Source organism: Mucilaginibacter gynuensis, assembly GCF_039541195.1.
Taxonomy (GTDB): Bacteria; Bacteroidota; Bacteroidia; order Sphingobacteriales; family Sphingobacteriaceae; genus Mucilaginibacter; species Mucilaginibacter gynuensis.
Genome location: NZ_BAABFT010000011.1, coordinates 158,464 through 173,782 on the forward strand (window position 1 = coordinate 158,464; position 15,319 = coordinate 173,782).

General features: G+C 45.4%; 7 protein-coding genes. 2 read left to right on the plus strand and 5 right to left on the minus strand.

Going from position 1 to position 15,319, the window contains the following annotated elements; genetic code table 11:
- Positions 1–91 precede the first annotated feature (91 nt).
- Positions 92–5,422 carry an Ig-like domain-containing protein gene (locus ABD894_RS19480; RefSeq protein WP_345212747.1) on the minus strand — a complete coding sequence of 1,777 codons (5,331 nt, stop codon included), beginning with the start codon at positions 5,420–5,422 and terminating at the stop codon, positions 92–94.
- A gap of 1,019 nt (positions 5,423–6,441) precedes the next feature.
- Here ABD894_RS19480 and ABD894_RS19485 point away from each other — a divergent pair.
- Entirely contained in the window at positions 6,442–7,701 is a 1,260-nt protein-coding gene (locus tag ABD894_RS19485; RefSeq protein ID WP_345212748.1) for a glycosyltransferase, read from the plus strand.
- A 112-nt stretch (positions 7,702–7,813) separates the two neighbouring features.
- Here the strand turns inward: ABD894_RS19485 and dacB are convergent, their stop codons facing one another.
- Entirely contained in the window at positions 7,814–9,226 is a 1,413-nt protein-coding gene (dacB, locus tag ABD894_RS19490; RefSeq protein WP_345212749.1) for a D-alanyl-D-alanine carboxypeptidase/D-alanyl-D-alanine endopeptidase, read from the minus strand.
- Positions 9,198–10,658, minus strand: coding sequence for an APC family permease (locus tag ABD894_RS19495; protein ID WP_345212750.1), 1,461 nt, complete (start codon positions 10,656–10,658; stop codon positions 9,198–9,200). The genes dacB and ABD894_RS19495 overlap by 29 nt, the downstream gene beginning before the upstream one ends.
- A 189-nt stretch (positions 10,659–10,847) precedes the next feature.
- Between ABD894_RS19495 and ABD894_RS19500 the strand changes: the two genes are divergently transcribed.
- A complete protein-coding gene (locus ABD894_RS19500; RefSeq protein ID WP_345212751.1) occupies positions 10,848–13,082 on the plus strand; it encodes a sodium-translocating pyrophosphatase in 2,235 nt (744 codons plus the stop codon).
- A 76-nt stretch (positions 13,083–13,158) separates the two neighbouring features.
- On the opposite strand, the gene ABD894_RS19505 is transcribed toward ABD894_RS19500, so the two are convergent.
- Entirely contained in the window at positions 13,159–13,722 is a 564-nt protein-coding gene (locus tag ABD894_RS19505; protein ID WP_345212752.1) for a porin family protein, read from the minus strand.
- A gap of 98 nt (positions 13,723–13,820) precedes the next feature.
- Positions 13,821–14,873 (minus strand): endonuclease/exonuclease/phosphatase family protein, encoded by a 1,053-nt coding sequence (locus tag ABD894_RS19510; RefSeq protein ID WP_345212753.1) that lies wholly within the window; start codon positions 14,871–14,873, stop codon positions 13,821–13,823.
- Positions 14,874–15,319: the final 446 nt, after the last annotated feature.

Below are 15,319 nucleotides of genomic sequence, written 5' to 3' on the forward strand. Positions count from 1 at the left end.
AATGTGAGGATACATTTTACAATATCATATTTTGTTGATTTTTTAATAAAGCCATAATAATGCAATAAGCTAAAAGCTTACTGCATTATTATTATCTTAAAATAGTGACGTAACCGGTGAGTTTTGGACCGCCTGATCGGGTATCTATTACATAGTAATATGTAGCGGCAGGCAAGCCTTTTCCGCTAAAGGTACCATCCCATGGGGTTGGATAACCTATAGAGTGGAATATGGGCTGGCCGTAACGATTGAATATGTCTACTATCGCGTCCTCATAAGCTATTAATCCGCGTATTTGCCACACATCGTTTATACCATCGCCGTTAGGGGTAAAGGTGTTTGGTATGGTAATATCAGGTGACACTTTTATGGAAAGTACATCTGTATTGGGACAACCACGGCTATCGGTTATCTGCAAAGTATAGGCACGGTCGCCGGTGCCGGTGAGTATCGGGTTTTTGATGGTGTTGTCACTCAGTCCGATATTAGGTGTCCACAGGTAAGTAACATTTTCATCGCTTACTGTTGGGTTAAGGGTTATGGTTTTACCCTCCAATACATAACGCACGCCGCCCGCGTTGACTGTTGGCGGCGGTATAAATTTAATAACTGTTTCATCCGATGCGTAAAAGCAGGTGCCTGGGTTATTAGCAGTTAGTTTGAGGCCTATTGCGGCTCCGCCTTTTCTGTCGGCATCGCTTGGCAAATAAACACCGTCGAGGCTATTAGGCGAACTGAATGTTCCTGTTCCGTTAGTAGTGGTCCAGGTAAAGCTGGTGCCGGTAAAGTCTGCGCCGGGTTTACCATGTAGTCTAACACTGCGATCTTCAATACAAGTTTCAATATCTGCTCCGGCATCTGATGCCGGCCTTAACCCGAAGGCATATTCAACCTGGTCGGTAGCTTTGGCGCAATCATCTGTACTGGTTGAAGTAAGGGTTAATATCACTTTACCGCTGGCTTTATCCTGTGCCGACGGTATATATTTTGCATTAAGCACGTTAAATGCAGGCGAAAAAGTACCGGTACCGTTAGTGCTCCATTCGCCGGTGGTGGTACCACCTTCCATAGTTCCGTTAAGCTGTATTTCATTGTCGGTTGGGCATATCAGCGCGTCATTTCCTGCATGTGGTACAGGCGGAGCGTTTACCACGACTATTACCTCGCCAACCTCACTTGAACAGCCATTGGTGGTAACGATGAGGGTATACTTACCGGCATTTGCAGTGGTTGCATTTTTAATATCGGCTGGATTCTGATCGGTTGAGGTGAAACCATTTGGGCCTGTCCACAGGAAGGTGCCGTTGCGCACGTTCGGAGTACGTAATATGATGTCTTTTCCCATACAAACCGGGGAATTGCTGTTGGCCTGCGGTTTTGCCGGTACCGGGTTTACAGTAACACGATATTGTATGGTTTTACCTGTACAGCCAAACGCGATAGGGGTAATGTCGTAAATTACAGTGATTGGCGAGTTCGTAGTATTAATGAGCGCTTCTTCAATCTTGGCTGAGATTCCTGTAGCTGCTGGATTATCGATTCCGGGAACATCAGTGCGGGTCCAACTGAAGCTTGCTGAAGATACGTTGGAGGTAATATCATAAGCTAATGCATTTCCACTACAGATAGCCCCGGTCGTTGCGCTGGTTATACGCACATCAGGATTAACTGTCATTCGCACGTTTGACGGGCCTCCTTCGCAATTAGCGGTGGCGTAAGTTAGCACATAGGTAACATCAATAGGTGCATCTGTTGTATTTGATAAGAACTCCCGGATGGTACTGCTATGTTGTCCATTTACAGCAGCATTGTCAATTCCTGGAACTGCCTCTCGGCTCCAACTGAAAATAGTTGGCGTATTGAATGTAATCACATAATTATTCAACTTCTCGTTACAGACTGTGTTGACATCTGAACTGACCAGTATCGGTGTCGGGTATACGGTAACAGTATATTCAAATGGCACTGCCGAGCACGAATTATCAGTTGATACAATGGTATAAATCACATCAATCGCGGCAGCGCTTGTGTTGATCAGCAATTCATCAATGGTATTTGAAGTTTGATCAATAACCGGGGCATTGCTGATGCCGGGTACCTGGGCACGACTCCATTTAAAAGTAGCTGTAGAAACTATCGAAGTAATAGTATAAGGCAATGGTTTGCCGCTGCACACAACCGCTTCGCTCGCGCTGGTGATGGTTGGTACGGCCGTAACGCGTGCATCTACCCTGCTTCTTTCACTGGTGCAACCGTTAACAGTGGTTTGTACATAGTAGGTATCATTAGCATTAAAGTTACTTACAACAAGGGTAGCATCTAATGATATAGGCACACCACCAACCGGTGCATTATACCATTTATAGCTGGTTGGCGAGCCTGTAGCCGTAATTTCCAGCTGACCGCCTTTACATATCGTCACCATTGCCGGTACGATTGGTTTGGCAACTACCGGTTTAACGGTAACTGTTACTTCTGTGCGTTCACCGGTAATACTGCCAATGGAAGTTTGAACATAATATTTGGTAGTAGCCGTTAAGTTAGGTGTGATAAATTCAGCACCTTCCTGAAGCGGAGTTGTACCATCAATAGTGCTGAACCACCGGTATACACCGCCCGGCCCGGTTGCCTTCAATATGGTTGAAGTGTTATAGCATATCTCTCCCGGATCCTGTACCGTAGGCTTAGGCGGAATAGGGTTAATACGGATCACCACCTGGTCGGCATTAGGACCGCATGGCCCTGGAGGATCGTTAGATGTTAAGGTAAGCGTAGCCACAGTTTCACCCGGTGCCGGGGTATAATTTGTTGTTTTGCCGGTAGGGTTACTGAAAACACCCAGTCCTCCGCTCCATCTTTGTCCGGATGAGTTACTAACTGTTCCGCTTAAGCGAACAATATCTCCAGGCTTAACTATTTGATCGGGCCCTGCATTAACATCAACCACACCATTAATAGTTACAGGTTGAGTAAATGTTTTGGTAGAACCATCGCTAAGTGTAACGGTATTTGTTACCTGATAGGTGCCGGGAGTACTTGCCCGCAGGTCTATCTGGCCGGTGGTAACGTTCACAAATACCAGCCCGCCCGGTGTGGCCGAAAATACGCCCGGACCGGTGCCCAAATTAAATACCGGGGTAGGGTTAGCCTGATTTTGGCAATAAGGGCCATTGTAAGCAAACTCCGGTTTCGGGTTAGCATTAATAATAATTGGCGCACTATAGCTGCCCGGGCATAGCCCCTGGTACGTATAAGTGATAATGTATGAACCCGGTGTAGTAGCACTGATATCGATCTTGCCTGTGGTGTTATCAACAAATACTAAACCTGCCGGTGCCGCTGTAAAAATACCTGGTGCCGGATTTACTTTAACAGGTGTGGGATCGGGACTGGTAGAATCGTAAGTGCCCGATGAATACAGGAAGCCGGTATTATATTGCGGGTTTACATTAACCTTTACCGGCAGCCTGGTGCTGTTACATGTACCTGAATTGTTTTGCGCGTAGTAAGTAGTGCCCTGCTGCAAGTTAGGGGTATGGAAATTATTGCCTGTGTGTAAAGGTGACCCGCCGGTAGGACTATCATACCATGTAATGGTTCCGCCATCAGGTGAGTTAGCTTGCAGATCGGCAGGGTTGTTATAACATACCAGTGTACCTGATGATGATGAAGTTGGCAATTGCGGTGTAGGGTTAACCGTTACCGTAACCGCCTTACGCGGACCTGTACAGCCATCAACCGTGGCCTGTACATAGTAAGTTGTAGTAGTGTTTAAAGCAGGCGTATTGTAGCTTGCATTGGTTGATAGGGAGTTGCCGCCGGAAGGGGCATCAAACCATTCAAAAGCCGCGTCATCAACACCCGACGCGATGAGTCTTATTCCGTTGCCTGAGCATACCGTCGCGTTATTTGCCGTAGGCGTACCTACGGCCGGCAATACGGTTACACGTACTGCAACACGCCTGCTTACGCAGCCGTTAACGGTGGTTTGTACATAGTAAGTTGTAGTGGCTGTTAAAGGTTGCGGTGTGGTAAATACATCGCCGCGGGCAATAGGGGTAGTGGCAGTTGATGAAGTGAACCACTCATAGCTACCACCGGGATTGGTGGCGGTTAAGGTAGCCGGTGTGCCATTACAAATCAGTGGTACAGTTACCGAAGGGTTATCAGGCGTATTGTTTACCGTAATTTTTATTTCGGCCCTGTCGCTGCCGCACTGGCCGTTGCTGGCCTGTACAAAGTAGCTGGTGCTGCGCCTTAATGCCGGTGTAGTATAGCTGCCATCGGCATTTGATGTAAGCGCACGCCCTATAGCATCATACCACTGGTAATTACCCGGTCCGGCTACTAAAGTTTTTACTTCACCCTGGCAAACGGTGATGGTTTGGTCGGCAGGTTTTGTGGGTACCGGTATAACGGTTACCGTTACCGGCACGCGGTCGCTTTTGCAATCGCCAACGGTAGTTTCTACCCAAAAGGTAGTGTTGGCGGTTAATATCTTTGTTGAAAAGTCCAAACTGGAAATCAACGGTATTGTACTGTTTCTTGTTTCGTACCATTTTACTACACCATCCGCAGAAGCATGTAGCTCGGCCCCATTGCCCGCGCATATAGTTTTAGTGCCGGTAATGACCGGAGGAGTTAATTGGGGGAGAACCCTGGCACTTACAGTTCTTCTAGTCGGACAGCCGTTTACAACAGCAATTAGATAATAAGATTTATTCTGAGTTAAGACAGGTGTAGTAAAAGTAGGGGCGGTACCTAAAGGCAATCCTGTACCCGCTGGGTTATCGTACCAGGCGTAAGAATCTGCCCCTGCATTGGCTTCAAAAGTAACACTGCCACCCGCGCATACCGGCGAATTGCTGTTGACAACAGGAGGGGTAATCACCCGCACCTGTACACCAGAACGGTCGCTTGGACACGCATTAAGGGTAACCTGAACCCAATATGTTTTATTAGCGTTAACACTATCAACGGTGAAGGTTTTTCCGGTGTGTAAAAGCGTGCCGCCATCTTGCGCGTCAAACCACTCAAAAACACCTCCATTAGGGCCTGTAGCAGTTAGGGTCGCCGAGGATCCTGGACAAATAGAGCCCGGATTGCTTACACCTGGACGATCGGGCTGCACCAATGTAGTAGTGGTAACCGCCTTGCTGGTTATAGGCGGACAGCCGGGGCTATTGATAGTCACTGTATAGCTACCGGCCCTGTTCACATCAATATAAGGCGTAGTTTCGCCGGTGCTCCAGGCATAAGTATAACTGCCACTCGCCGCCCCGGTTACGTTTGCAGTTAACCTAACAGGCGTACCGGCACAAATGGCAGTTACCGGCGCGTCGATTTTTACGCCGGTAGCACATTGGCTATACCCCGTTAGTGATAGAAATAGAAAGAAAAATACGAGTAGAAGGTTCTTCATAAACCGATATCTGTTTTGCGTCTGCTATAAATTAAATTGATCAATGAAGCCTTACTTCGATCCATAGTTTTTCGCCTGCTTAACCGCAAAAAATTATTTTTTGATGTTTGGTGTGGCAGGCAAACATTTGTAATAATGCCAGTTATACGCAGTCAAAATTGAAATGTTTAATTATTTAGAAAAGATTTATCACACATAATTGCAATAACCGGGTTTAAGCACCCTGGCTGCCGTTATTTGTTATTCGATAAATACTAAGGATACAATAAGTTAACAGTGCTTATTACAGCATTGCCACGGGCATTGCTTAAAGCGTATTGTATTTGGGGTACGAGCATACCCGCTTAGGGAAAGTAATTGGTTTAAGGCCGGATCAGGCATCTTTTTAACCTGCTTACAAGCTACAGATCTGCGGCTATAAGCTGGTGTGAAATATGTTGACTGTTTTCGCTGATATAAAGTTCAAACGACCGGGTTTGTTTTCGCTAATCGCTGATTTTATATATTAAATTATTGCTGACTTTAAACCGGAACGCTTTTACTGTTTTTCGATAATTTATATCGATACAAGCGTGAAGAAGATATCCCTTGCTGCACTATTTATATAATTGCCGTAATCACGAATAAAACGGCATTATCAAAATCTTTTTTCTCCGCGCATAAGTAAAAACCTGCCGGACTTTAGCCTGAAATTTTCACGTTTCCTGCTGTTGTTATAAAGTCAAGGTCTTATAAGCATCGAACCACTTTTAAGGTTCGATACTTACAAGCCACTAAGATAATATATAAAAGGCATAATACTTTATGAAAAGGGTTTTATAAGTATACTACTTTTGGGAATGTCAATATTAATTGCCTTTGTTTTAAAATGTTAGGGAGATGAGGAGTCTTTGTGGCTCTTTTTCGACTCGATAAACGTTTTAGGTTACAAATATTTAAACTAACAATAATATATGAAAATACCGGTGTTACTTTAAGTATTGTTTTATATTGCATGGTCAAAACTGACTTATCATTAAATGAGCACTCCAATTACTCCAACTGTTACAAACCACGCTTTCGAAAATAAGCAGCAATCAATTAATCCTGTCAAAGTATTGTTTATTCCTAACCCGATGCCGTCGCACATTATTCCTTTAATCGCGCTGGCAAAAAAATTAAACAAGGATAACTTTGACACCGCTTTTCTTTTACCAAAGGCTTTCCACGCTTATGTTAGGGCATTTAAATTTAATGTGCTCGATATTGATAAAAAAGCAGAGGACAGAACCACGCCGGAAATGATCGCCTTTTCGAAGTTTAAACCCAATGTGGTTGTTGACGACCTGAGTTATACTACGGCTTTCTCTACCCGTTTCGGTCAAATTCCGCGGATCTCGGTAGTGAGGAGGGGCGTTATTCCTCATGAAATTAATACACCGGGTTATAAACACAGTTCAAAGGCCATCCAATTTTTAGAGTCTATCGAAAAATTAAACCTGCCAAGCTTAGGCATGTGGACCCCGAAAAGCATTGCCGACCTGTTTATTGGAGACGTCAATATCATCCCTTCTTCTGCCTCCATTGAAGAATTACCGGAGCAGCTTAAGCAAGATACCTCTTATGTGTATTCAGGCGCGTTAACCCTGGCAGACGATGCCCTGATGGGAAACCTCACTTTATTAGGGGCCCAATATGAAGATAACAGGGCTAAGGTAGAAGCCTTTGTTAATACTCATGCAGACAGGCCAATCGTATATTTCACACACGGCCTAACCGAACCAACGGAGATCACCAATAAAGCGCAGTTTATCATCAAGTCATTATTAAATAAAGGGGTTGCCGTAATCACCAACTTTGAAGATAACAGCGGTATCAGCGAAGAGCAAAGGAAGCTCATCTTTGCAGCGCCTGTTTTACCTATGCAATTCATTTGCTCACACGTTAACCTGATGATACACCATTGCGGCAGCGGAACTTATAACTACCAGGTTCTGCACGAGGTACCTGCCATTATTTTGGGCAGCAGGTGTTACGATCGCGATGATGTGGCGAAGCAATTAAATAAAAAGAACGCGGCGGTGTTTATTTCAGCAGACTTAAGTGACGACCTGTGGTATGCAAAATTCGAAAAAGCGGCAGAAAGCCTTCTAAACCCTGGTTCCGAAGAGTATCAAGCCCAAAAAAGCGCGCTGGCCTTGTTAAACTCCGAAATGAGACAAAGCAGTACCGATTTTGATTTTGGTGATGTTATTGTGAAGCTTTTGAGTAAACCGAAAAGTAAAGCCTCTGCTATTTAAAACAAAAGATATAAAGTCATTAACAACAAACGCCTGGTCGTAAGAACCAGGCGTTTGTTGTTATAAGAAGTTTCGATGCTTTTTTAGATTAAGGTTTTTATTCTGAAGATGATCATTTCATTTCATCCAAAACTTTAAACATTTTCTCCTTAATGCCTTTGGTGCTGCCATTGTAGTTATTCACCATGATAGAATAGCAAAGTTCGCGGCCTTTGTAGGTTTGGTAACCGGCGTAGGTAAGCACATCGCTGATGCTGCCGCTCTTCATTTTGGTATCGTTATAAATGGGCAGGCTCTCGTAAAAGCTACTGTACCAGCTTTCCTTTTTTGCCGATTGCAGTATCCGGGCCATGGTAAGGGTGGTTACCCTGTCGCCGGGCGAAAGTCCGCTGCCATCATAAATATTGAGGGTATATGGGTCGATGCCTTTGGTCTTCCAAAAATCCTGCAATACCTTCACCCCGTTGGGTGTGGTGGGTTCTTTACCGGCCTTCATGGCTATGGTTTTTAACAGTTGCTCGGCGTACAGGTTCACGCTTTTTTGGTTGAGCCAATACACTATCCTGCCCAGGTCGGGTGATGTTATGGTGGTGATCAGCTTACCTATCGCCGGGATCTGCTGACCTTTCAGGTCATAAGTAATGGTCGACTGCGGTTCGCCGCTTACCTTAATGCCCAGTGCCTGTAAGGTATCGGTTAACCGGAACGCTGCTTCAAAAGCAGGATCGGGCACGGCGGCGGATACGGTTTTCTTGGTTTGGTCTACAGCGTAAGTACCACGCAGATACATCAGCTTGCCGCCTGTTGGCAGATATACAAACGCCCTGTCGCCGGTACCGGCAGCGGAGTTAATTAGCTCGCTGCTAAAGTTGAGGTAAGGCATATTGGGCACCGTGCGTAACACGCTGATACCGCTGCCTACCGCGCCGGTCTTCAATTTAATATCGAATTGGTTTTCGCGCCACGCAAGGGCGTTGGCACCGGCCCCATAATAGTTGCCCACATCCTGCCATATCCAACCATCGGGAATAGCCTGGGTGCCATAAGCACCATCATCGCCGATAATGCTGCCGTTTACTTTTTTAATGCCTGCTTTTTGCAGGGCGGTAACCAGCAGGTTAAGCACGTAGCTTTCTTTAGTTGTAGTGTAGCGCCAGCTGCCCAGGGTAGGGTCGCCGCCGCCTTTAATAATGATATTGCCGTTCAGGGTGCCATCGGCAGCGATAGTACCATTATAACCTAATTGGGTTTGGTACTGAAAATCTTTCCCTAACAGGTTAAAAGCCGTAATAGAGGTAATTACCTTTAAGGTAGATGCCGTAGCCAAACCCATGTTTGGGTTGGCGGCAAATACCTGTTCGCCGGTTTTAGCATCAAGCACCGTTAACGATACCGACGCGTAACGGCACTGGCTATCCTGCTGTAACTTATCAAATGCTGTTTTTAACTGTTGTTGCAGGTTTTGTGCATAAGCATGGCCTGCAAGCAAAAATAAACTAACTAACCACGTCCGTTTGTTCTTCATCCTTCCCGTTTCGTTTTGCTATATAATTTGCTACAAAATAAATAGGTATACCGCTCAGTACAATAACAAGTCCCGGCCTTGAATAGCCCGGTTTATAAATAAGCAGCAGTATACAAAATGCTAAACCCATCAATACATAAATGGCGGGTAATACCGGGTAACCAAATGCTTTGTAAGGGCGTTCCGCATTAGGGCGTTTAACACGTAAAATATAAATCCCAACAATGGTAAGCACGTAAAATATTACCACCACTAATGATATCATGTCCAGTAAATCACCATAATGACCGCTTAATGATAGTATGGATGCTACAAATGCCTGTATCCATAAACCAAATTCGGGTACCGAATTTTTATTAAGCGTGCCAGTTTTCTTAAAGAACAAGCCATCCTTCGCCATGGTATAATAAACACGCGCGCCTGCCAGTATGAGGCCGTTGTTACAACCAAAGGTTGACACCATGATCATCAGGGCGATAATTTTGGTGCCTATGCCGCCAAATATAACGGTAGATGCAGCTACGGCCACCCTGTCTTTATTGGCTGTGGCAATATCATGCAAAGGCAGTACCGCGGTATACATTACGTTAGCCGACACATAAATAATGGTAACGATAAGCGTACCTAAAAACAAGCTAAGGCCAATATTACGCTGCGGGTTTTTCATTTCGCCCGCTATAAAGGTAACGTTGTTCCAGGCATCGCTGCTAAAAATAGAACCTACCAGTGAGGCGGCTATAGCACCCAGGCCGGTAGCGAGTGTAAGGTTGCCTAATATATTGCCGTCCTTATCCATGCCTTTCATTTCCCAGGCATTGCTCCAGTTGGCGTTCCATATTTCGGTTTTAAACGCCAGTATCCCGAAAACGATTAACCCGAATAAACTAAGCAGTTTGGCAAGGGTGAAGGTTGTTTGTATGATCTTTCCGTTTTTTACACCTTTAGTATTGATGTAAGTAAGCAGGAGAATAACCACAATAGACACGATTTGCGCCGCGCTGATCTTAACGTCAAACCCGATATTGAATGTCAATAATATATTATCCTCACTAACCGCCGGAATAAGGTAAGCGGTAAACTTAGAGAACGCCACGCCAACGGCCGCTATAGTTCCGGTTTGTATTACGGCGAAAAAGCTCCAGCCGTATAAAAACGCCACAAACTTATTATAGGCTTCTTTAAGGTAAACGTATTGCCCGCCTGCTTTGGGGAACATGGCGCTAAGTTCACCATAGCTTACGGCAGCGGTGAGCGTCATGAAGCCGGTGATGAGCCAAACAGCAATAAGCCAACCTGCCGAGCCTACATTGCGTATAATATCGGCACTAACTATAAATATACCGGAGCCTATCATGGAGCCCGCTACCAGCATGGTGCCATCGAGCAGGCCGAGTTCGTGTTTGAGTTTGGAGGGAGTAGGGTTTTCTTCCATTTAATTGTTTTGAGGTGGTGTCAGTTAAAATCCAGTTTCGCCCGTTAAGGGCAAATCTGTGCACCTAATCTATTTAAAAAACTTTATAATTATCATTTACTTGTAAATAAATTAATTTACTATTTTGCATCCCCTGAATTATCGCGGTACCAATTACGCTTTACACCTTTTATAAACTAAATAATTAATATGGACTTATTAAACGAATACTTAATTTATCTGATTCCCCTGTTTGGGTTGGTGGGTATACTGGTAATGGCCGTAAAAGCAGCATGGGTTACCAAACAACCGGCAGGCGATGCTAACATGACCGAGCTTGCAGGTTACATCGCTGATGGGGCAATGGCATTTTTGCGTGCCGAGTGGAAAGTGCTGAGCTATTTTGTGGTAGTGGCCGGTATTTTACTGGCTTATTCGGGTACTACCGTAGCTACATCAAGCTGGGTTATCGCGGTGTCTTTTGTTATCGGCGCGTTCTTGTCGGCATTTGCCGGTTTTATTGGTATGCGTATAGCTACCAAAGCTAACGTACGTACTACCGAAGCCGCGCGTACCAGTTTGGCTAAAGCATTAAAAGTATCTTTTACCGGTGGCACCGTGATGGGCCTTGGCGTTGCCGGTTTAGCTATTATAGGTTTAGGATCGTTATTTATTGTGTTTTATACCATGTATGTTAAAAATACAGGTGGTGATGTAAACGGCGAAGCCATGGCGAAAGCCCTGGATGTTTTGGCCGGGTTCTCATTAGGTGCCGAGTCTATCGCGCTCTTCGCGCGGGTTGGCGGTGGTATATATACTAAGGCTGCCGACGTAGGTGCCGACCTTGTAGGTAAGGTAGAAGCGGGTATCCCCGAGGACGACGTACGTAACCCTGCCACCATTGCCGATAACGTAGGCGATAACGTGGGCGACGTAGCCGGTATGGGCGCGGATCTGTTCGGCTCGTATGTGGCTACTATGTTGGCTACCATGGTACTGGGCCGCGAGATCGTATCGCACGATAACTTTGGCGGTATCGCCCCGGTATTGTTACCGATGGTAATTGCCGGTTTAGGTTTACTCTTTTCCATAGTAGGCGCGTCACTGGTTAAAATTAAAAACGAGACTGACAGTGTGCAAAACGCTTTAAATATTGGTAACTGGGCTTCTATTGTGTTAACGGCTATCGCAACCTATTTTGTGGTGCAATGGATGCTGCCAACCGAGGATATGCATCTCACTCGTGATGTGGTTGATGGAGTATTAAAGCCTGGTGCTAAAGAGTTTGATAAAACCGACGTTTTCCTGGCCATTATTGTGGGGTTGATTGTGGGTACTCTAATGTCTATCATTACCGAATACTACACGGCTATGGGTAAGCGCCCGGTATTGAGCATCATCAGGCAATCATCAACAGGGCATGCAACCAATATAATCGGTGGTTTGGCCATTGGGATGGAATCTACCGTGTTACCTATCCTGGTGTTGGCCGCGGGTATTTACGGTTCGTATCATTTTGCAGGTTTATACGGTGTGGCTGTGGCTGCCGCCGGTATGATGGCTACTACCGCTATGCAGTTAGCCATCGATGCCTTCGGGCCGATAGCCGATAACGCAGGTGGTATTGCCGAAATGAGCCGCCTGCCCGAAGAGGTAAGGCACCGTACCGATAACCTGGATGCCGTGGGTAATACTACCGCCGCAACAGGTAAGGGCTTCGCTATTGCTTCGGCAGCGTTAACTTCACTGGCGCTGTTCGCGGCTTTTGTGGGGGTTGCGGGTATTGAGCATATCGATATTTACAAGGCCGATGTACTGGCCGGTTTGTTTGTGGGGGGGATGATCCCTTTCATATTTTCGGCATTGGCTATTTCAGCAGTAGGCCGCGCGGCTATGGCTATGGTAGAAGAGGTTCGCCGCCAGTTTCGCGAGATACCGGGCATTATGGAATATAAGGCCAAGCCTGAATATGAAAAGTGCGTGGATATTTCCACCAAAGCCTCCATCCGCGAAATGGTAGCCCCGGGATTGATCGCGCTCATTACACCCATCATTATCGGTTTCGCTTTCGGACCGGAAGTATTGGGCGGTTTACTGGCCGGTGTTACCGTATCAGGTGTGCTGATGGGCATTTTCCAAAGCAATGCCGGTGGTGCGTGGGACAACGCCAAAAAGTCTTTCGAGAAAGGGGTGGAGATCAACGGTGAGATCTATTACAAAAAATCAGAACCGCATAAAGCATCGGTAACAGGTGATACCGTGGGCGATCCGTTTAAGGATACTTCAGGCCCGTCGATGAATATTTTGATCAAGCTGATGTCGATCGTATCGCTGGTGATCGCGCCGCATTTAAATCATCAGGTAGATACCAATCCACGCATCCAGCGCGAGCTGAAACAGCAATCAATGGAGAAACCGATGATACAACGCGGGCATAAATTATAAAAAATTGATTCATGAGAAACAGAACGGGCAGCCTCAAAGCTGCCCGTTCTGTTTTAACAGGGGTATTGATCAACCCTTACCAGAATTTATAACCAATGGTACAGCTGTAAATGCCCGCTCTTTGGTCGAGGCTTTTGTTTACTTTGGCGATGCTGTAGCTATAGCCCAGGTCGATCAAAAAGTTTTTAAAGTCGACACCCGCGGCTATCTTACCTGCCGTTGTAAAATCTTTGTAAGCGAAATTTTGCACCTTAACCGGTTTGTTGAGGTTGAAGCCAAATTCGGCACCGGCACCCGCGTGTACGTTAAAACTTTCCCGGTCAATAAACTTATAGCCGACTAACAACGGCACTTGTATCTGATTGAATTTGGCGTCATAACGCTGGTTCTGAAAATCAAACTTTGATCCATACGAAATGAAGTTTACACCGGGCTCAATGTATAAGCGATCGCCTAAGCGGGCGAACACACCCGCTACAATACCTGTTTTGCCTTTACGGTCGAACGTGGAGGGATTGCCGTACAAGTTACTGTAATTGGTACCTGCGCGGAGACCAAGGGTAATACCTGTTTGCGCTTTACTAACTTGTGCGAATACCAGGGCGGTAAATAAAACCATTAAAAATTTAAGCGTTTTCATAAAAGGGAATTAATGTTATCAATTATTTCCCCTAAAACACCTGAGTTGGCTTTTACCCTGACGCGGTATTTGGTTTTATGTTGAATTTATTTTTCAAATTACGTTTCAACGGTGATCTTTTCATCTGCGAGTTCTTTTTCTTCGGCAGTAGCTACAGGCTCATCCTGAAGATGGGTAGCCTTATCATCGTATTGCAGGCTGATACACATAGGGAAGTGATCAGATCCGCAGCTTTTCATTCGCTTAATGCTGGTTAGGGTAAAGTCGGCCGAGCAAAATATATGATCTAAGGGGAACCGCAGAAAGAAATACTTCGCGTTAAAGCTGTTAAAAAAGCCTCTGCCTTTTCTGGGGTCTAATAAGCCGCTGATCTTCGAAAACAGGTCGGTAGTATAACTCCAGGCTACGTCGTTCAGGTCGCCGATAACCAGCACCGGGATATCGCTCACTTTTGCTTTTTCAGCAACTATGAGTATTTCTTTGTCGCGCTCGGTCGATCTCGGGTTCTCCTGCGGTACAGGAGGCTGCGGGTGCAGGCAGTACAGTTTAATTAGCTTACCCGAAAGCAACTTTACATTAACTTCGGCAGACGGAATATCCTCCTCAACCAAATAATTGATAGCCCCGTCAAGCAGTTCCAGTCGCGAATACAGCAACAGGCCATACGTGTTTTCCAACGGGGCTGCCAGGGTATACGGGTATTTGGCCCTGATGTCGTCCATTTTACTTTGCCACCAATGGTTGGTTTCCACCATTAATATCACATCCGGATCGCATTCCTTTATGAGTTGATGATAGGCGCGCGATTGCCTGTTTTCCTGATAAACATTGGCGATAAGCAGCTTGATATTATTCTCACCCGGCGGAAACCGGCTATCTATCAATTGCTTTTCGCCCAAGCGGGTAAAGGGATAAACCAATCGTGTTAAATAAACGAAATTAGCAACAATAGCGGCAAGCAGTATTAAATCGTTAATGTGCTGGTAATCAATGATAAATAATGCCGCGACCAATAAAACGCCGTTCAAAAATAATTTTTGAAGCCTTGGATATTCAAAAACACGAAAGATCCAAAAATCGTGACGGATCAGGGGAATTAGTGTAGTGAAAATGATAAACAGGGTGGCGTAGAAAACGACATTTAGCGGCATCAGCAATAGTAATTATGGGCGTGAACGATGAATATACAATTCAATGCCTAAAATGTTCTTGATGGGCTGTAAATGAGTAAGAGATATCAGGGAAGTCGCTTTTAAAAATATTGCGCAATGGAATTGCGCAATTCCCCTCTTGAGAGGTATGAAGGGGTGTGTTCTTGAAGTGGAATGTTCATTTACACACCCCTGGTAACGCTCCGTCTCTCCTGTCTCCTTTCAAGAACATAGCCGTCAACTTAAGAACTGATCAATATTGAGAAAGTAAATATTATAGCGCTACATCGACTCACCCCGACATCGCTGCGCTCGTCGACCCTCTCATATCTTTGTAATATAATAGATCAGAAGAAAAGGAGAAACATAGAGGGCCCTCATGACACGTATTTAAAACGATGTTGACGAAAGAGGCTAATACTCCTTTTTTACTTTTGAAAGTCCGG